Genomic DNA, 17,503 nt, shown 5'->3' on the forward strand with positions numbered 1-17,503 from the left:
GGGGGTGTTGCTGCCCCGCTCCATTTCCTGCCGAACTCATTCCGCTCATTCCCCTTCCGGGATCTTCAACAGCATCGTGTCGTCAGGGCCGATGGTTCGGCCATCCTGCGTGTGGATATCGAGGTGGACCGGTAACCCCTTCTCGCGATCGACCAGAACTGAATGCTTCTCACCCGGTCCAAAAAGGTGGCGTTCGCCGAATTGCCGCAGTGCAACCATCACTGGAAACAAATCCCGGCCCACCGCAGTCAGGCGATATTCCACGCGCGACCCACTGTCACCGGTCGGGACGGCCTCCAGTATGCCGCGTGAAACAAGCGTGCGCAGGCGATCCGTAAGAATGTTCTTGGCGATGCCGAGACTCTTCTGAAACTCGCTGAAGCGTGTGAGGCCATCAAAGGCGTCACGCACGATCAACAGCGACCACCAGTCGCCAATCACGTCCAGCGAGCGGGCGCTGGGGCAGTAGTCTCCCTTGAGGCTCTTTCGACCGACCATTGACTCGGCTCCAACATAAGGAACGCACCATCATCGAGTTTTGGTTGCGTTATAAAACCAAATAAGATATTTGGCGAATTGGTTTCGTAATACAACCAAATATGACGGGAGTTTGCAATGGATTCGGTGAGGGATGCAGCGCCGGGTGGTGCTGCGAACGGCGTCCTGCGCCCGAATGAAGCGGGAAGGCAGGATGATACGAACAGATCATCAGGATCAGTCTCCGGGCCAGATACTCAGGTGCCGGTGCTCACCCGACCGGTCACGCTGCTGTTCGCCGTTGCGAGCGGTCTCGCGGTAGCCAACGCCTATTTTGCTCACCCGCTGCTTGACGTGATGGCCGACGATCTCGGGCTTACGCGCACGATGGCGGGCCTGATTGTGGGGGCCACCCAGTTGGGCTATGCACTTGGTTTAATCCTGCTGGTGCCGCTCGGTGATCTCATCGATCGTCGCAAGTTGATCCTTGCTCAATCGCTGCTGTCCGTTCTGGCACTAGGATGCGCGGGACTTTCTACCACGGCAGCAGTGCTGCTGGCCTCGATGGCGGCGGTCGGGCTCCTGGCCGTGGTCACGCAGGGCCTTGTTGCGTATGCCGCGAGCCTGGCCCGACCTGCCGAGCGCGGACAGGTGGTTGGGGTGGTAACGAGTGGCATCGTACTCGGCATCCTGCTGGCGCGGACCGCCGCCGGAATTCTGACCGACCTTTCCGGGTGGCGAACGATCTATCTCCTTTCCGCTGTTCTGACACTTGTGATCGCCGGGCTCCTCTACAAAGCTCTCCCGCGCCAGGAGAAGCCGAAGGCTGCAATCTCCTATCCGCGCCTGATCCGTTCTTTGTTGACGCTCTTCATCGAGGAACCCGTGCTGCGCATCCGCGCTGTCATCGCCATGTTGATCTTCGCCAACATCACAACACTGCTTGCGCCCCTGGTGTTGCCGCTGAGCGCGCCGCCCTTTTCACTATCTCATACTCAGGTCGGGCTCTTCGGCCTCGCCGGCGCGGCCGGCGCGCTCGGAGCTGCACGCGCTGGGCGGGGGGCCGACCGAGGACATGGGCAGCGGACAACGGGGATCGCGCTCACTCTCATGCTAATTGCATGGTTGCCGATCTCGATGCTGTCACATTCGATCCTGTGGCTCATCGTCGGCGTGTTCATCATCGATTTCGGCTTGCAGGCAACGCATGTGACAAACCAGGGCATGATTTACCGGGTGCGGCCGGAAGCACAGAACCGTCTAACCGCTGCCTACATGATCTTCTACTTGATTGGCAGTGCGATTGGCTCCTCGATTTCGACAATCGTCTATGCGCATGCTGGCTGGAACGGCGTCAGCCTGATGGGAGCGGGCATCAGCATCCTGACGCTCGTTTTCTGGGCCCTGACGATGCGGGCAACACCTGTTGCCGCCACGCGGCGAATAGTCGCGGCGGAATAGTTGAAGACTGCCCCGGGTGAGGAGATCATTTAACAGCGACGAACCTTCGGGCCATTTTGAGTGCTATCCACGTGTTCTCGAGCATCACATCGACATGTTTTCACCCGATCACGAATGGACCACAACGTGAACAGCGCTAGCCTATGAATGGGCACATTTCGGGGAGCACGTCAGTCGCCCAAAAAATGGCCTCCTCATCCGAGGTCCAGTGAGTTGACTGCTGACGGTTCTCATCGCGTTGACAACCGCCGTAGACGCTGCTCGAAGCCTCCGAGGATCGACGTGGCGATCTCTTCGGGAAAATCGGCTGGAAGCGTTTGCTTGACCTCCTCCATTGCGGCCGGCGCGCGTGTCCGGATGCCCTCGAATACGCGCTCGACGATCGAGGCGCCGATGCCGACCCTGGCCGCCGTCTGGAGAAAATGGCGCGGCATGATTGTCTCGACCACATAATGCCGACTATCGCCAACGGCCATTGCGAGCTTCATCTGTTTGCGCTTGAGCTGTCCTGCGTCCGCGCTGGGCTGTGCGGAAACCACGTCATAGAGGGGCGCGAGGTGGAAATGCTGACCGGGATATAGAAAGACGCTGAAGTTCTTGGCGTGGCCGTCCGTCGCGCCGAGAAGCCAAAATGTCACGAGCGCCCCGAGGAACATTGCCCGGTCGTCATCGGGTGCGTCGCTGCCCATCAGCAGATTCAGTATGGCGGGAATGCCCGGTCCGCCCTCGGCTTCATATTTGAGCGTGGGCGGCACGGAGAGCGCTTGGCAGCAGTCCTCTTGCGGCAGGCGCAGAAGGCGCCCGTTGCGCGTCCACCGCCGGTCGAAGCGCTCGACGACCAGCACTCGCTTGCCGCCGAACTCCGCGATGTCGACTCCGGCGCTCGGAATGCCCAAGGCCGCCATGAGCTTCAGACACAGATATTCGTTCTCGACGCTGTATGAGAGGTCGATCCCGTTCGGCAGCCGCCCAATCTGGGGCTTCAGGATATGCGTTGTTGCCGTCGTGCCGGCCGGCTTGTGCCAGCGTCCGTTCCAGAGCAGCAACGCCGTCTTCTCCTGTGCCCCGGCAATTGAAATGCGGAAGTCCTCGTCCTCACCAAGACCGAGCGGGGCTGATGCGAGGTTGCCGAGGATATGGACAATCTCGTCCTCATCCACCGGCTTGCCGTTCACAGCACCGGCCGTGCCCGGCTCCTCGCCGTCGGGCAGGAACTGGAGCGCACCGACGCAGTCGTGACCAATGGTGCTGAGCAGGCTATAAGCATCCACCCCTTCGGCATGCACGCGCTCCGCCACGCGTCGGCGTATGGCCTCGCTGTCCGGCAACAGGTTGTCGAATACGGCGATGACGGGCGCGCCGATGTAGCGTTCCTCGCGAAGCGGCAGAGACAGCGAGACGGGCAGCGCGTGCTCCCATGCCAGCCATGAGGGGGCATACCGAAAATCGATGGCACCGGTCGATTGCCGGTTCAAGCGGCCGACCAGGCGGCTGTTGAGGAAGACATTGAGCGGCACATGCTGGCGCGGTCGGGCCATCAAAAGATATCCTCGATCTCATCGGGCGTGGCCTTCGAGCGCGGACGGATGACGAACTCTAGGTCGAGCGCTGCAAGCACGTCGCAGAGGGTGCTGAGCTGGGTTCCTGGCGCGCCCGACTCGACTGCCGAGATCGTCGCCTGTCGCAGCTTTGTGCGCTCGCCCAAGGTAGCTTGGTTGAGGTCGAGCTTGCGGCGTTGACGGCGTATTGCGTCACCGATCTGTTTCGGAGTTCGGGCAATTTGGTCCATAACGAAGCCTCAAACAGTTTCGCCGTCATATGCGCGAACGCGGATATTTGTCAATATGCGCTGTAGCGTATATCTATATTTTATACGCCAAAGCGTGTAAGTCTCACCAACACGCCATAGCGTATAGACTTGCCCCTATAACGAGCCCGTCCCCGACACGCTGATGATTTGTCGCACTGCTAATGCCGGGGATCGGCGCAACGGAGGTGGCGATTTCGACATCCCGACGGCCTGCCACGACCTGATCACTACGCGCCGGATACACGAAGGTGGGCGAAGCGACGCCTTCTGGACGCGGCCGCAAGCCTGGCCGACCAAGCGACGGCGAGAGCCCTGCCTCCGGCCCCTTATTCACGGCGATAGAGAATCATGCCCCCGTGATGGAGCACGCCGTCGATGAAGTCACCATCGGCAGTAAATCCTGTGTCATCCCAGTATTCGATGTGATCACCCGTGACTTCGTAGCGCCCCTGGTAGGCGCTTTCGCGGTCGCCCCGGGCTTCATCATATCGGCCACTGGGCAAGAGTTCATGACGGACATAGCCGTCCGCCGTCATCCACATGCCGACATAGGGGTGGCTCTGACCACTCATGGTTTCCTCCGCATTCGAAAGCGCCAGTACGATCCCGGCTATTGCGGGTCCAAGCAGTGTCTTCATCAGTGCGCTGCCCGGGTCGGGCGAACGACGATCTCGTTCACGTCGACATCTTCCGGCTGCTCGATGGCATAGCGGACGGCGCGGCCAATGGCGTCGGGTTGGAGCGCGATGGCGCGATAGGACTTCATCATCTCGGTTGTCGCCGCATCAGTGATGCTGTCGGCAAGCTCGCTTTCCACCACCCCGGGGTGAATGCAGGTCACGCGCAGGCGCTCGTTTTCTTGGCGCAGCCCGTCCGAGATCGCCCGCACAGCATATTTGGTCGCACAATAGACTGCCGCGGTCGGCGAAACCGTGAGCGCGCCGACCGAGGCGATGTTTATGACGTGGCCGGATCCCTGCGCCAGCATGCCCGGTAGCACGGCGGCGATGCCGTGCAGGACCCCCTTGATGTTGACGTCCACCATTCGGTCCCAGTCATCCGCCTTCATGGCGGCCATCGGGGAGAGCGGCATGATGCCGGCATTGTTGACGATCACGTCGACGCGCCCGAAGGTTTCGCGCGCAGCCTCCGCGAAGGCTGTAACGTCGTTCCGGTCGGTGACATCGAGGCTCCGTGTCAGCACCTCGCCGCCGTCCTTGCGAATTTCTTGCGCCAGCGCGTCCAGCCGATCGGTGCGGCGCGCACCGAGCATGAGCTTTGCGCCGGCCTTGGCGAGTTCGCGCGCGATTCCGGCGCCGATGCCGCTCGATGCGCCGGTGATGAGGATCACCTTGTCCATAGTTCGTCTCCTCTTGCTGAACCGCTTCACGGCGGTTGCGAAGGAGATAGACCCGCGCCATTGTAGCGATAAGCCGCTCATTCCTTCACACGTTGGAAAGTTTTGCTAACCAATGCAGCCGGATTTCAACGCCCTTGCCGTATTCGCCCTAGTGGCCGAGGAACGGAGCTTCCGCGCCACAGCCGACCGGCTCGGCGTGACCCGCTCGGCGGTCAGCCAGACGATAAGTCGGCTCGAAGAGACATTGGGCACTGCGCTGGTCCGGCGAACGACGCGCAGCGTCAGCCTTACCGAGGCCGGCGAACACCTCCATGCGCAGATAGCACCAGCCATTGCCGAGATGCGGGCAGCGACCGAGACAACCGGGAGCCTGGGCGGGCGCCCGCACGGGCAATTGCGGCTGGCGGTCTCGTCGATCGCCGAGCGCTTCCTGTCAGGGCCCTTCCTGGCAAGTTTCGCCGAGGCCAACCCCGGGGTCCAGCTTGACATCGTGGTGACCGACGAGGAGTTCGACATCGTCGCCGAGGGCTACGACGCCGGCGTCCGCCTCGGCGAGGTTATCGAGCAGGACATGATCGCGGTGCCAGCCGGCGGAGATGAACGCCAGCTCGCGGTCTGCTCGCCTGCCTACCGGGACAGCTTCGGCGTGCCTTCGCATCCGCGGGAGCTCGCCGCCCACCGCTGCATCGGCTGGCGGCCGGCGCCCAAAGCCGCGCCGTACCGCTGGGAATTCGCCGAGAACGGCAAGGAGTTCAGCGTCGCGGTCGAACCGGAGATCACTACCAACGACATGGCGCTGATGATCAAGCTGGCCGTCGCCGGCGCCGGTATCACCTTCGGGATGGAGGAGAGCTTTTGCGCACCGATCGACCGGGGCGAGCTCGTTCCTCTCCTGCAGGACTTCTGCCCGCGCTTCGCCGGCTTCTATCTCTACTATCCGAGCCGCCGGAATATTGCCCCGAAGCTGCGCGCGCTGATCGACCATCTACGAGGCTTCCACGTGACGGCCAAGCGGCCTGACGGAGCTTCTTCGGGGAGCCATGCGGCTCGGCAACGTGAGATCACGCCGCGGTAGCTTCGACGGAAATCGTGGCGTTCTTGGAAGTCTGGTCTCCTGCTAACCGGGGGAGCCCGAATGCACCGAGAGCATCATCCGGCGCCTGCATGCCCCGGCGCTCCTTTTCCGTGTCGTCGGGCTCCGGCTGCCCGAGCAGTATGCGCAGGGCGTTGCTGTCGACCACCCGGTCGACGAAGGCCTGGGCTGCCGCAGCTACTCTCGCCTCCTCGCGGCTTGCAACGCTGACAACCTCGGTCTCCAACGGGTCACAAGTGCCGGTTGCTTGAGCGAGCGCGCCGCCTTTTTCCCACGGGTGTGATTCCGGTGAGAAAGAGGTAAAAAGGTAAATCATTTCAATAACTTATGTCGGATGGTGCCAGGGGCGGAATCGAACAAGTGGGTAAAATCAAAGGCTTACGCCTTGGTGGGAAACCCGGAACGCCTCGTTGTATTTCGTAGCTTTTTGCCTGCGTCTTTCCCACTTTTGGCTTTCTGCTTCAGGCAAGCGCCGGTCTGAATGATCCGGCCGAAGCTCACATTGGTTAATCGCGCACCCGCGCTGCGGTGGCTGTGGAAAGTCCGCCGCTTTTGGCATCCGCGGCGTTCGAATAGTGGCGGAGGGCATGAATCCCAAGGATCGTTATCAGCGAATCGAGGTAGAGCTCGTTTGCAAGATTCGGCTGGGCCAGTTCCGCCTTTATGAGCTTTGCATACTTTGGAGCAGTGTGGTCGATGATTCGATTCGTTGGCCTGAGATCAAGGTTTGCACAATCAAGCTCATTTGCCGCCAGTTCCAGCATGCCTTCGGGCGTGATCGCCACCACAACGCTTCCATTGTGGCGCGCTATGTCACCTCGCAGTCTATTCCAGTGGGGGACGACCGTAATCATGCCCGGCGTCGCGTCGTATGTTTTCGATCGATCACCGCCGAATGCGAAGCTTGTTCCAGGTGACGGGGCCAGTATGTGCGATGCAGTGCCCGTTCGAGATAAATTTCTGAGGCTCGCTTGCGGCCGCCGCGCTTCTTCACGGTCAGCCGCTCCTCCTTGTAGAGCCGATAGAGCTTCTTCCAGTTCACCGCCACGCCCTCCTGCCTCAACAGCAGGTGCAGGCGGCGATAGCCGAAGCGCCGCCGCTGCGCCGCCAACTCGCGCAGCCGCTGGCGCAGGCCGGCATCGTCCGGCCGCGGTGAGCGGCAGCGATAGACGCGCGGTGCAATGCCCACCCGACCGCAGGCACGGCGTTGGGAATATCCTCTCTCTTCAATGGCCCAGTCCACGGCCTGTCTCCTCGAACCCGGCGTCAGAAGTTTTTTACCAGCATCTCGCGCAGCGTCGACACCTCCATCATCGACTCCGCCAGAAGCCTTTTTCAGGCGCGCATTCTCCTCCTCCACTGGTTTCTACGCAGTTCAGGCAGCATTCGAAGTTATTACATGCACGACAGACGTGCTATTCCCGCAAGGAATGATTGCGTGAGGCCGCACGGGCAGCATAGATCCCGCGCCAAAAGCAGCCGGTATTCCCGGAGCGCCCGAGGACCATGAATTCAGAGCAACTGACAAAATCACTGACCCTTCGGCATCTGCGCATCATTGCAGCGCTGGCCGAGTTCGGTCTGGTGGCGAAAGTTGCCGACTCGCTGAACGTGACGCAGCCGTCGGTCTCCAAGCAGATCAGCGAATTGGAGCGGCTCGTCGAGACGCCGATCGTGACACGCGACCGCAACCGGCTCTATCTCACACCGGTGGGCCGACGGCTTGCCGATCATGCACGGCAGGTGCTGGCACAGATCGACCGTGCGGCCTTTGATCTCAACGCCATGGCCCAGGGCGTGACGGGGGCGGTTTCAGTGGGCGCGGTCAGTTCGGTGGCGCCGATCCTTTTGCCCGGCACGATCGCGCTGATGAAACGCAGCGCGCCGGAAGCCAGCATTTCGGTGACCGAGGGGCATTTCGTGTCCCTGTTCCCGCGGCTTGAGAGCGGTGCGATCGATATTCTCATCGCCCGCGTCTGGCACCCGCAGGAACTGCCGGGGGTTGAGCAGAAGGCTCTGTTTCAGGAACAGATCGTTGTCGTTGCCGGATGCGAGCATCCCCTGGCAGCGGCGGCAACACTGGATTGGCCGGAAGCGAGAGAATGGCCTTGGCTGCTGCCCCTGGCGAATTCGGTGGCGCGCCGCGCCATAGAGGCGCTGTTTGCCGAATTCGGCTTTGCCCCACCGGTCAATCTGATCGCCTCGGCCTCGCTGCCGCTCAACATCGGCGTGATGCGGGAAATGCCTGCCTTGGGGCTGTTTCCGCAAAGCCTTGCACAGGTTCATGCAAGCCGCGGTGAGCTTGTTATCCTGCCGCTCGACACCCGCGGCCTCCTGTCTGAAGTGCGCTGTTTCTGGCGCACCGGCCAATACGAAGCCAACAGCTCGTTCGATCTGTTCATGCAGTGCCTTGATCAGGCGCGCAGCGCTTAAGACCATTCATTTTGGTTATAGTTCTAGAGGAATAAGTAAATATTCACGGCCGGTCTTCCCAGCTATCGTAGCCGGAAAACCAAAAAATACTGGGAGCCGGCGCTTTGCCGGATAACAGCGATCGCCACAATCTCTTTGCCAGAAATGTCTGCGACCCGGCTGATCGAAGGGTTTGCAAAAGCAGAGTTTACCCCAAGCGAGCTTCTCGAAGCCTGTCTTGAGCGCATAGCGCGCTTCAATCCGTCCATCAACGCGTTGACTGCTTTTTCCACTGAGCGAGCCATTGTGGAAGCCAGCCGGGCTACGCAGCGCTGGAAGGCAGGCGCGCCGATCGGGCCGCTGGACGGATTGCCCGTCGGGGTGAAGGACCTGCAAGATGCAGAGGGTTTGCCGACTACCCATGGAAGCCCGCTCTTTCGCGGCAATGTGGCCGAGCGCGATATGCAGATCGTCGCACGGCTGCGCCGGGCAGGGGCAATCGTTCTGGCCAAAACGAACGTGCCTGAATTCGGCGCCGGCGGCAACACACGCAACCCGGTCTGGGGTGCCACGGGCAACCCGTACGACCCGCGCCTGACGGCCGGCGGGTCGTCCGGCGGCTCGGCCGCGGCGCTGTCGGCCTCGCTCGTGCCGCTCTGCACCGGTTCGGATACCGGCGGGTCGCTTCGCCTGCCCGCAGCGCTGTGTGGAATATTGGGCTACCGGCCCTCGGCGGATGTGGTGGCGCATCCGACCCGGCCCGTGGGCTGGTCGGTCATTTCGGTGCTCGGGCCGATGGCGCGGAACATGGACGATCTGCTGCTGATGTTGCAGACGATCCACGGATTCGACGCGGGCGATCCGCTTTCCTCTCATGCCGATCCCGCGCGCTTCGACAATATGCCGCCGGTTTCTCTGGACCGGCTACGCATTGGTTTCAGCGAAGATTTCGGCGGTGCGCCAGTCGACCGCCGGGTACGCGCGGCATTCCGTGAACGGGTGGCGGCCATCGCTCCGCATGCCGCTACCTGCCGCCCGGTAGATTTGAATCTCGGCGAGATGGATCGCTGTTTCGACATCTTGCGCGCCGAAAGTTTTGTCGCCGCCTTCGACCCCGCAGGAGACCGGCCGGTCGAGCAATTCGGACCCCATGTAGCCGCGAATGTCGAGCTAGGCCGCCGCCTGAGCTTTCACGATCGCGCCTGGGCTCACCTGGAACAGACCCGCATCCTGCGTGCCTTCAACAGACGAATGGCCGATTTCGATATTCTTCTGCTACCGACCGCGCCGGTACCGGCCTTCCCGTGGGAGCAGCCCTATCCGGAAGAGATCGACGGGCAGAAGATGGATATCTATTACCGTTGGCTGGCACTGACCTATCGCGGCTCGCTGATGGGGGGGCCTTCGATCACGCTGCCTGCAGGGACCCTCGGCGATGGTCTTCCCTTCGGTCTGCAGGTGCTGGGACCCCTGCGTGGCGATCGGGGTTTGCTGGGCGCGGCGCGAGCCATCGAAATGCTGCTCGCGCGCGATCCTGCAACAGCTCCCGCGAAACCGGACCTGACAAAGATCGTCCCGCCCCCGGTCGACCTGCGCGGAATTGCTACGCATCCGCCTGAGAGTTCGCGTGCCGGAACAGTCCGGACCATTCCAGTTGGCACGGCGGTCTGAGGATGGGCAGATGCTGATCGTTCTTGTCGCTTTCATCGTGATGCTGATCACCGGCACGGCGTTTGCTTATCTGATGGGTGCGGTGTCGGTCCTGTCGTTCGTCGTCGCTGACAAGACGCAGTTTCTCTCTATCATGCCCCAGCGCATCTTTGGGCAGCTCGACGTCTTTGCCTTCATGGCGATGCCGCTCTTCATCCTGACGGCCGAGATCATGTCGCGCGCCGGTGTTACGCGCAGTCTGATCAACTTTTCTCTGGCGCTGGTCGGACGGTTTCGCGGCGGGTTAGGGCATGTAAATATCCTCACCAGCATCTTTTTCGCCGGCATATCGGGATCGGCGGTGGCCGACAGCGCCGCGCTGTCGCGCATCTTCGTGCCGGAGATGGTGGCGCGCGGCTATTCCCGCTTCTATGCCGGCGCGGTGACAGCGGCCTCCTCGATGATCGGGCCGATCATCCCGCCGTCGATTATCATGATCGTCTATGGCGGACTGACCGGCGCGTCGGTAGCAGCCTTGTTCATAGCCGGCATCCTGCCGGGATTGCTTCTGGCCGCAGCGCTCATGGTGATGAACGGCGTGATCGCATATGCCGGCAATCATCCGGGCGGCACCGACGCCGATCTGCCACCGTTCTGGCCCAGCTTGCGAAGGGCCGTGCCTGCGCTTTGCCTGCCGGTCGTCATCCTGGGATCGCTGGTTTTCGGCCTGGCTACGCCGACCGAAGGTTCGGCGATCGCCGTACTGGTGGCGCTGATTGCTGGACAGTTTTACGACGGCCTCTCCGCACGCGCCTTTTTCGACGCGCTGGAGGCCACAGCGCGCATGGCCGGTACGATCTTCATCATCCTGGCCGCGATCTCGATCCTCGGTTTTCTTGCCGGTCAACTGGGTTGGCCGCAGATATTGTCGGCCTGGGTGGAGAGCATCGGGCTGACCGGGACTCGCTACCTGTTCTTCCTGCTCCTGATCTTTCTGGCCGCCGGCATGTTCATGGACACTCCGGTGGCCCTGACATTGCTGATCCCGCTCTTTGTCCCGCAGGCGCTACAGCAAGGGATCGACCCGGTTCACCTGGGCATTGTGCTCTGCTTCAACCTGTGCATCGGCCTGATCACCCCGCCCCTGGGCAAGTGCCTGGTTGTCGTTTCAGCCATGACAGGCACTAATTATTGGCGGCTGGCCTACGCCGCGCTGCCTTTCATCGCCGTGCAGATACTGGTTCTGCTGGCTCTGGCCTATTGGCCCGAGATCAGCCTCGCCCTGCCGCGCCTTAGCGGCTTCGCCATCAACTGAATTCTGAATGGAGGAGATCAACATGCAACTCAAGGCCATTGCCCTGGCAACCCTGATGGCTCTCACCGGACCGGCCGCAGCTGAGGTCAAGATCGCGCTCGACACCAAGCCGGATCTTGAAACGTCCGGTTCCTACAACTGGGTCCATACCTTTGCCAACGCACTGAAGGAGGCGGGGATCGAAGTGCGCGAAATGCCGCGCGGCTCGGTTGGCGACGAAGGCGAGAAGCTCGATCAGATCTCGACCGGCCTCCTGGAAGTGTCGCTGTCGGACGTGCGTACGGTGGCCTCTATCGAGCCCTTCATCTACGGCGTCCGTCTGCCCTATATCTTCAACGATGTCACCCATATGGACCGGGTGCTGACCGAAGGGGATGTCTTCGCATCGGTTAACGCAGCCCTGGCGAAACAGGATGCGGTTCTCTTGGCGCTGGTCCCGCTCGGTCCATCCTCGGGTGTCATCACGACGGATACCGCCGTGCGCAAACCCGAAGACATGAGCGCCTTGCGGATGCGGGCCCTCGACGACGCGCAGATCGCCATGTACGAGGCTTGGGGTACCAGCGGCACCATCGTGCCCTGGAGCGAGGTGCCCGCGGGTCTGCAAACGGGGGTGATCGACGGCTATCTCAACTCGCCCTTCGTGCCGATCATGTTCGGCCAGACGGACTTCGTGAAGCATTTCTCCGATGCTGGGGTCATCATCCCGTTACGCGCCGTGCTCGCCTCGAAACACTGGTATGACGGGCTGTCCGAAACCGACCGCGCGGCCGTCGACGCCGCGGTCGACGACGCCGATGAGGCCGTACGCGACTGGCTGGCCGAGGTGTCGGAAAGCTCCCTTACGGCGCTGGAAGACGCTGGCGTCACGGTGCAGCGTATCACCGACGAAGAGCGCGCCGCCTTCCGCGAGCGCTCAGTCGCGGTCTACAATTCCGGCCTGCTGCCGGAAGAGGACGTGGCGGCTTGGACCGCGCTGTCGGAACGCACGCGCTGAAGCGCTGAAATGGCGGGCCGCCCGTGGGGTGCGACCCGCCCGGCCAACAGGAGACTTCCGATGCGTCGGTTGATCACCCGCCTCTCGAACGGCTTGCATACAGCCGCACGCGGTGCTGCGATCTTGGCCCTGTGCGTGATGTTCGTCACGGTGATGATCCAGGTCGTCGCGCGTTATGTCTTTGCATCGCCGCCCGTCTGGACCGAGGATGTGGCGCGCTACATGATGGTCTGGACCGGGCTTCTGGGCGCCACACTTTCCTTCAAGACGCGCAGCGACGCTGTGCTTTTGCAAAGCGTCTTTCCAGCACCGCCGGCGCTCTTGGGCGTAATGGCAGAGGCGATCCAGTCGCTGGCAATCCTGACCTTCACCCTTCCGGTGGTCTATTTTAGCTTCGTGGGCCTGCGCGGCGGCTTTTCAAAAGGATATCTCGTCCGGCAGGCCGGGCTGACCGCCGACACATTGGGCATCCAGATGGTCTGGATCGTTGCGGCCGTACCACTGGCGATGATCCTGATTCTCATCCATCTCGCCGCACGCTGGGCCGAACCGGCCGCGGCGCCAACCGGGACAGAAACGGAAATATAGTGAGTATCCCGCTTTCGAAAGTCCGCCGCGACGGTGCAACGCTCTATCTCTCGGGCGATCTCGGCTTCGATGCCGACGGCAAGATCCCCGACAGCATCCGCGCCCAAACCGAAAACTGCATCGCGAATATCAAGGCCACGCTCGCCAAGGAGGGGCTGGACCTTTCCGACGTTCTCTCCTGCACCTGCTATCTCACCGATGCTGCCGATTTCCCAGTCTTCAATGAGGTGTATGCCGCCGCGTTCCCGCAACCCTACCCGGTGCGAACGACGGTGGGGGTCTTTCTGATGCTTGATGCGAAGGTCGAGATCACCGTAATCGCACGCGACCGCAACCAGTAGGGCGGCAATGGCCGAAATTCTTGTTCTTGGCGCCGGCATGGTCGGCATTGGAGCGGCGCTGGCACTCCAGGCGCGCGGCCATGCGGTTACCGTGGTGGACCGGCGCGGCCCGGGCGAGGAGACGAGCTTCGGCAATGCGGGCGTGTTGCAGGCTGAGGCGATGGAGCCCTATGCGATGCCCCGCGACCTGCCGACATTGCTCCGCTACGCCCTGGGACGCAGCAACGATGTGGCCTGGTCATTGCGTGATCTTCCAAGTATCGCGCCGGCCCTTCTGGCCTACTTCCGCGCCTCCGCGCCCGAACGGCACGCGCGGATTTCCAGGACCTACGCGCAGCTCATCGCGCGCGTTGTGTCCGATCACAGCCCTTTGATCGAGGCGGCGGGTGCCAACAACCTGATCCGCCGCACCGGGCTGGGCGAGATTTACCGCACGACGCGGGCCTTCGATGCCGCCTGCGCACGCGGAGAGAAAAAGGCCACCTGCTATGGCCTGCGCCTGCGCGCGCTCGCCGGCACGGGACTTGCGTCCGAGGAGCCGGCTATCGCGGGCGAGACGGCCGGCGCGCTGATCTGGGAGGACAGCTGGAGTAGCAGCGATCCGGGCGGTCTGGTCATGTCCTATGCGCAGCTGTTCCGGCGCCGCGGCGGGCGGCTGTTGCAGGGCGACGCGCAAACGCTGGAGCGCGCGGGTACGGGGTGGCGGATTGACACCGGCACGGGCCTCGTCGACGCCCAGCATGCAGTCATCGCACTCGGCCCGTGGTCAGGGTCCTTACTGTTACGGTTCGGCTACCGCATCCAGATGCTGTTGATGCGCGGCTATCACAGCCATGTCTCGAACACTCCCGAACTCAGCCGACCGTATCTTGACGCTGAAAATGGATATGTCATGTCGTCAATGCGCGACGGCCTGCGCCTCACCACCGGCGTCGAGTTTGTCCGCCCGGACCGGCCGCAATCGCGCCGCCAGCTCGACTGGGCCCTACACTCGGCAGCTGAGCTTCTGGCCGCGGATATGCGCGCCGAAGGTAAGCTGTGGCACGGGCATCGGCCCTTCCTCCCGGATATGCTGCCGCTTGTGGGGCCGGCACCGCGGCATGAAGGGCTCTGGTTCGATTTCGGCCATGGCTACCAGGGTTTCACCCTAGGCCCCACGACCGGCGAGTTGCTGGCCGAGCAACTGGATGGCGATACTCCTCCGGTGGCACAGGCCCTCCTGCCTGCGGCACGCCTGTGAAAGATCCTTGTTCGCCGCCCACCGATTCCCTCGCAAAGTCTTGGAATACCAACACGGCAGTGGCTCAACAGCGACCGCTTGAGAAATCCGGGCTAAGCCCCCACCGCTTCCCTGGACAAGCCGGCTTTTTCGCATCCGACGAACGCCCCCATTCCGGCCAGATGGGCTGCGAATCCGTCCACGAACCGCCTCACCTTCAGCGGGATGAAGCGGTTGGATGGGTAGACGGCATGCACGTGATGCGGCGCGTAGCCCCAGGCCGGCAGCACATATTCGAGCCGGCCCTCGGCGACGAGCGGGTCGAGGGTCACCTCGTGCCCGACGCCGATGCCGAGCCCGGCGAGCAGCGCCTGCATCATCAGCGGGGAATTGTCGCCGCGCATGGTCGGTCGGATGCGCACTTCGGCCTTCTCTCCGCCGGGGCCGGTGAGCGGCACGATATCTCGCGTGGTGATGTGGGCGTAAAGCAGATAGTCGTGATCGGCCAGATCCTCCGGCCGCTGCGGCCGCCCCTTGCGATCGAGATAGTCCGGCGTCGCGGCGAGGCTGCGCCCGATCACGCCGAGCTTGCGCACGATCAGCCGGTCGTCGTCGATGGTTCCCATGCGGATCGCGACGTCGAGCCCTTCCGCGATCACGTCGACGAAGCTGTCGCTCAGCGCGACGTCGAGCAGCAGCTCCGGATAGGTGCGCTTGAACTCGATCAGATACTCGCCGAGCACATTGGCGCCGAAGCCAACCGGCGCACTGATGGCGAGCCGCCCGCACATCTTCGATTCCAGGCAGCCGACGTAGCGGTCGGCCTCGTCGAGCCTTTCCAGGATGTCGCGGGCGCGTTCCAGGTAACGCCTGCCGGCTTCCGTCGGCGAGACATGCCGTGTCGTGCGGTCGAACAGCCGAGCGCCGAGATGCGACTCCAGCGCCCGGATATGCTGGCTGACGGCCGGTTGGCTCAGGCCCAGTTCACGGGCTGCCGCCGAAAAGTTGCCCGTCTCGCAGGCGCGAATGAAGCTGGTGAGCGCGGCAAGGCGATCCATGATGGCGGCCCCCTGTCATAATTGATAAGTAAAAATAATAACTCATATCAAGAGATAGCAGCTTAAAAAAGCTGAACCTATGAAGTAGACCCGCCTTGCTCTGTCCTGAGCCCTATGATTCCTCAATCCGGAGATGATGCCATGCCGCTTTCCCGCCGTCATTTTCTCGCCGGTGCCGGCCTTGCCGGCGGCGCCTTGCTTGCCGGTACCCCCGTTCCGGCCCTGGCCCGTGCGCCGCTGGCCGATACCCCCACGACCGGCGCGCTGCGCCGCAAGGTGGGTTCGGCCGAGGTGACGGCGTTACTGGACGGTTATATCGACATCGAGCCCGAAATGTTTATTGGGCTCGACGCCGCTGAGGCCGCGCAGCTCGCAGAGGCCGGCTTTCAGGTGCCGGACCCGCGCCGAACGCCGGTCAACGCCTATCTCGTCAATCTCGGCGACCGTCTGGTGCTCGTCGACGCCGGCACGTCGAACAGCATGGGGCCGACGCTCGGCCGGCTTCCGGCTGCGATCGAGGCCGCCGGCGTCACCCTGGCCCAGGTCGACACGGTGCTGATCACCCACATGCATCCCGACCATATCAACGGCGTGCTGACCTCCGAGGGCGAGGCGCTGTTTCCCAACGCCGAGCTTGTCGTCACCGCCACGGATTACGCCTTCTGGCATGACGACGCGAACATGAACCAGGCGACGGACGAGGCGAAGCCGTTCTTCGTCGGCGCCCGGAGGGCAGCAGCTGCCTATGCGGACCGCCTACGGCAGATAGAGGGCGAAGCAGAAGCCGTGGCCTCGATCCAAACCGTACCGCTGCCCGGCCATACGCCGGGCCATGCTGGCTTCATCATCGAATCGGACGGTGAGGCGCTGTTCATCTGGGGGGATGTCGTGCACATGGCGACCTACCAGTTCGCCCGCCCCGACTGGAGCATTGCCTTCGACGTCGATCCGGACCTCGCCGCCGAAACGCGCAAGCGGGCGCTCGACCGGGTCGCCGCCGACCGCATGCTGATCGCCGGCATGCACCTGCCGTTCCCCGGCTTCGGCCATGTCGCGCGCGACGGTGATGCTTACAGCTTCGTCCCGGCTGAATGGCCCTATGAGTTGTAGGTGCGGGAGGGGAACAGGCGCGGCTTTATTTGGCACACGCTTGCCTGCGGAAGCCGCGCCTCACCGCATTGCGAACAGTTCCTAGTGGTGAACGCTGTGTCACGGGGAGGCCGTGCGCGGCGAAGTCCTGCGCCGTAGGACGACATCCTGCACATGTCCTGGTGACTGTAGAAAGGACATGAAGCCCTACGGCTTCCGTTCGCGAGCACCTGGTTAAGGGGCGCCTTTGGGTCGAATGCTTCCGTACCGGTCGCCAATCCGAATGTCTCGAAATGGCGCAATCGTGACCTCCGGTGTTCGATGCAGGCAATGTCCGCCTACGGGAAGTGGCAATGCTGTACTCTACGGCCGACATCGGGCGCACTACGGTCATTTGCACGCTGACAATGTCGGTCTCCAACGGGTCACAAGTGCCGGTTGCCGAAGCGAGCACGCTGCTTATTCCCAAGGGTGCGATTCCGGGTGAGAAAGAGCAAAAAAGTGTATAATTTCAATATGTTATGGTGAATGGTGCCCAGGGGCGGAATCGAACCACCGACACGCGGATTTTCAGTCCGCTGCTCTACCAACTGAGCTACCTGGGCGTGCCGTTTTGCCGTCGGGCGCGAGCCC

Annotated in this window: 18 protein-coding genes, 1 tRNA gene and 1 pseudogene; 10 read left to right on the forward strand and 10 right to left on the reverse strand. The window is 62.6% G+C overall.

Going from position 1 to position 17,503, the window contains the following annotated elements; genetic code table 11:
• Positions 1-45: 45 nt before the first annotated feature.
• Positions 46-498: a winged helix-turn-helix transcriptional regulator gene (locus GPJ75_RS18630; RefSeq protein ID WP_163270051.1), complete on the reverse strand. Its 453-nt coding sequence runs from the start codon at positions 496-498 to the stop codon at positions 46-48.
• 117 nt (positions 499-615) lie between these two features.
• Here GPJ75_RS18630 and GPJ75_RS18635 point away from each other — a divergent pair, with 117 nt between their 5' ends.
• Positions 616-1,938: an MFS transporter gene (locus tag GPJ75_RS18635; RefSeq protein WP_163270053.1), complete on the forward strand. Its 1,323-nt coding sequence runs from the start codon at positions 616-618 to the stop codon at positions 1,936-1,938.
• 230 nt (positions 1,939-2,168) lie between these two features.
• Here the strand turns inward: GPJ75_RS18635 and GPJ75_RS18640 are convergent, their stop codons facing one another.
• The 4 genes from GPJ75_RS18640 to GPJ75_RS18655 all read right to left on the reverse strand — a co-directional run bounded on the left by GPJ75_RS18640 (position 2,169) and on the right by GPJ75_RS18655 (position 5,108).
• Positions 2,169-3,476, reverse strand: a complete 1,308-nt coding sequence (locus tag GPJ75_RS18640; protein ID WP_163270055.1) for a type II toxin-antitoxin system HipA family toxin — start codon at positions 3,474-3,476, stop codon at positions 2,169-2,171.
• A complete protein-coding gene (locus GPJ75_RS18645) occupies positions 3,476-3,727 on the reverse strand; it encodes a helix-turn-helix domain-containing protein (protein WP_163270057.1) in 252 nt (83 codons plus the stop codon). The genes GPJ75_RS18640 and GPJ75_RS18645 overlap by 1 nt, the downstream gene beginning before the upstream one ends.
• A gap of 347 nt (positions 3,728-4,074) precedes the next feature.
• Positions 4,075-4,386 (reverse strand): Atu4866 domain-containing protein, encoded by a 312-nt coding sequence (locus GPJ75_RS18650; protein ID WP_163270059.1) that lies wholly within the window; start codon positions 4,384-4,386, stop codon positions 4,075-4,077.
• Positions 4,386-5,108 (reverse strand): SDR family oxidoreductase, encoded by a 723-nt coding sequence (locus GPJ75_RS18655; RefSeq protein WP_163270061.1) that lies wholly within the window; start codon positions 5,106-5,108, stop codon positions 4,386-4,388. Before GPJ75_RS18655 ends, GPJ75_RS18650 begins: the two co-directional genes overlap by 1 nt.
• Before the next feature lie 112 nt (positions 5,109-5,220).
• Here GPJ75_RS18655 and GPJ75_RS18660 point away from each other — a divergent pair, with 112 nt between their 5' ends.
• Complete coding sequence (locus GPJ75_RS18660; protein WP_163270063.1) at positions 5,221-6,183, forward strand: LysR family transcriptional regulator; 963 nt, start codon at positions 5,221-5,223, stop codon at positions 6,181-6,183.
• Here GPJ75_RS18660 and GPJ75_RS18665 read toward each other — a convergent pair.
• The 3 genes and pseudogenes from GPJ75_RS18665 to GPJ75_RS18675 all read right to left on the reverse strand — a co-directional run.
• The gene (locus GPJ75_RS18665; RefSeq protein ID WP_163270065.1) at positions 6,170-6,427 is read right to left on the reverse strand and encodes a hypothetical protein; all 258 of its coding nucleotides are present in this window, start codon (positions 6,425-6,427) and stop codon (positions 6,170-6,172) included. The genes GPJ75_RS18660 and GPJ75_RS18665 overlap by 14 nt on opposite strands.
• Positions 6,428-6,707: 280 nt before the next feature.
• Entirely contained in the window at positions 6,708-6,986 is a 279-nt protein-coding gene (locus tag GPJ75_RS18670; RefSeq protein ID WP_163270067.1) for a hypothetical protein, read from the reverse strand.
• A gap of 179 nt (positions 6,987-7,165) precedes the next feature.
• Positions 7,166-7,567: pseudogene (locus GPJ75_RS18675) on the reverse strand (IS3 family transposase); the annotation flags it as partial.
• A 140-nt stretch (positions 7,568-7,707) separates the two neighbouring features.
• Here GPJ75_RS18675 and GPJ75_RS18680 point away from each other — a divergent pair.
• The 7 genes from GPJ75_RS18680 to GPJ75_RS18710 all read left to right on the forward strand — a co-directional run bounded on the left by GPJ75_RS18680 (position 7,708) and on the right by GPJ75_RS18710 (position 14,744).
• Entirely contained in the window at positions 7,708-8,634 is a 927-nt protein-coding gene (locus GPJ75_RS18680; protein WP_246249123.1) for a LysR family transcriptional regulator, read from the forward strand.
• A 144-nt stretch (positions 8,635-8,778) separates the two neighbouring features.
• Entirely contained in the window at positions 8,779-10,284 is a 1,506-nt protein-coding gene (locus GPJ75_RS18685; RefSeq protein ID WP_163270069.1) for an amidase, read from the forward strand.
• A gap of 10 nt (positions 10,285-10,294) precedes the next feature.
• A complete protein-coding gene (locus GPJ75_RS18690; RefSeq protein WP_163270071.1) occupies positions 10,295-11,578 on the forward strand; it encodes a TRAP transporter large permease in 1,284 nt (427 codons plus the stop codon).
• A gap of 22 nt (positions 11,579-11,600) precedes the next feature.
• On the forward strand, positions 11,601-12,575 hold the full coding sequence (locus GPJ75_RS18695) for a TRAP transporter substrate-binding protein (protein ID WP_163270073.1): 975 nt from the start codon (positions 11,601-11,603) through the stop codon (positions 12,573-12,575).
• 60 nt (positions 12,576-12,635) lie between these two features.
• A complete protein-coding gene (locus GPJ75_RS18700; protein WP_163270186.1) occupies positions 12,636-13,163 on the forward strand; it encodes a TRAP transporter small permease in 528 nt (175 codons plus the stop codon).
• Positions 13,163-13,504: a RidA family protein gene (locus GPJ75_RS18705; RefSeq protein WP_163270075.1), complete on the forward strand. Its 342-nt coding sequence runs from the start codon at positions 13,163-13,165 to the stop codon at positions 13,502-13,504. The genes GPJ75_RS18700 and GPJ75_RS18705 overlap by 1 nt, the downstream gene beginning before the upstream one ends.
• 7 nt (positions 13,505-13,511) lie before the next feature.
• The gene (locus tag GPJ75_RS18710) at positions 13,512-14,744 is read left to right on the forward strand and encodes an NAD(P)/FAD-dependent oxidoreductase (RefSeq protein ID WP_163270077.1); all 1,233 of its coding nucleotides are present in this window, start codon (positions 13,512-13,514) and stop codon (positions 14,742-14,744) included.
• 92 nt (positions 14,745-14,836) lie between these two features.
• Here GPJ75_RS18710 and GPJ75_RS18715 read toward each other — a convergent pair whose 3' ends face one another.
• Positions 14,837-15,781, reverse strand: a complete 945-nt coding sequence (locus tag GPJ75_RS18715) for a LysR family transcriptional regulator (protein ID WP_163270079.1) — start codon at positions 15,779-15,781, stop codon at positions 14,837-14,839.
• A 141-nt stretch (positions 15,782-15,922) separates the two neighbouring features.
• Between GPJ75_RS18715 and GPJ75_RS18720 the strand changes: the two genes are divergently transcribed.
• Positions 15,923-16,891: an MBL fold metallo-hydrolase gene (locus GPJ75_RS18720; protein WP_163270081.1), complete on the forward strand. Its 969-nt coding sequence runs from the start codon at positions 15,923-15,925 to the stop codon at positions 16,889-16,891.
• A gap of 508 nt (positions 16,892-17,399) precedes the next feature.
• Here the strand turns inward: GPJ75_RS18720 and GPJ75_RS18725 are convergent.
• Positions 17,400-17,475 (reverse strand) — tRNA-Phe (locus tag GPJ75_RS18725).
• Between the last annotated feature and the right edge of the window lie 28 nt (positions 17,476-17,503).

The organism is Chelativorans alearensis, assembly GCF_010993735.1.
Classification (GTDB): domain Bacteria; phylum Pseudomonadota; class Alphaproteobacteria; order Rhizobiales; family Rhizobiaceae; genus Chelativorans; species Chelativorans alearense.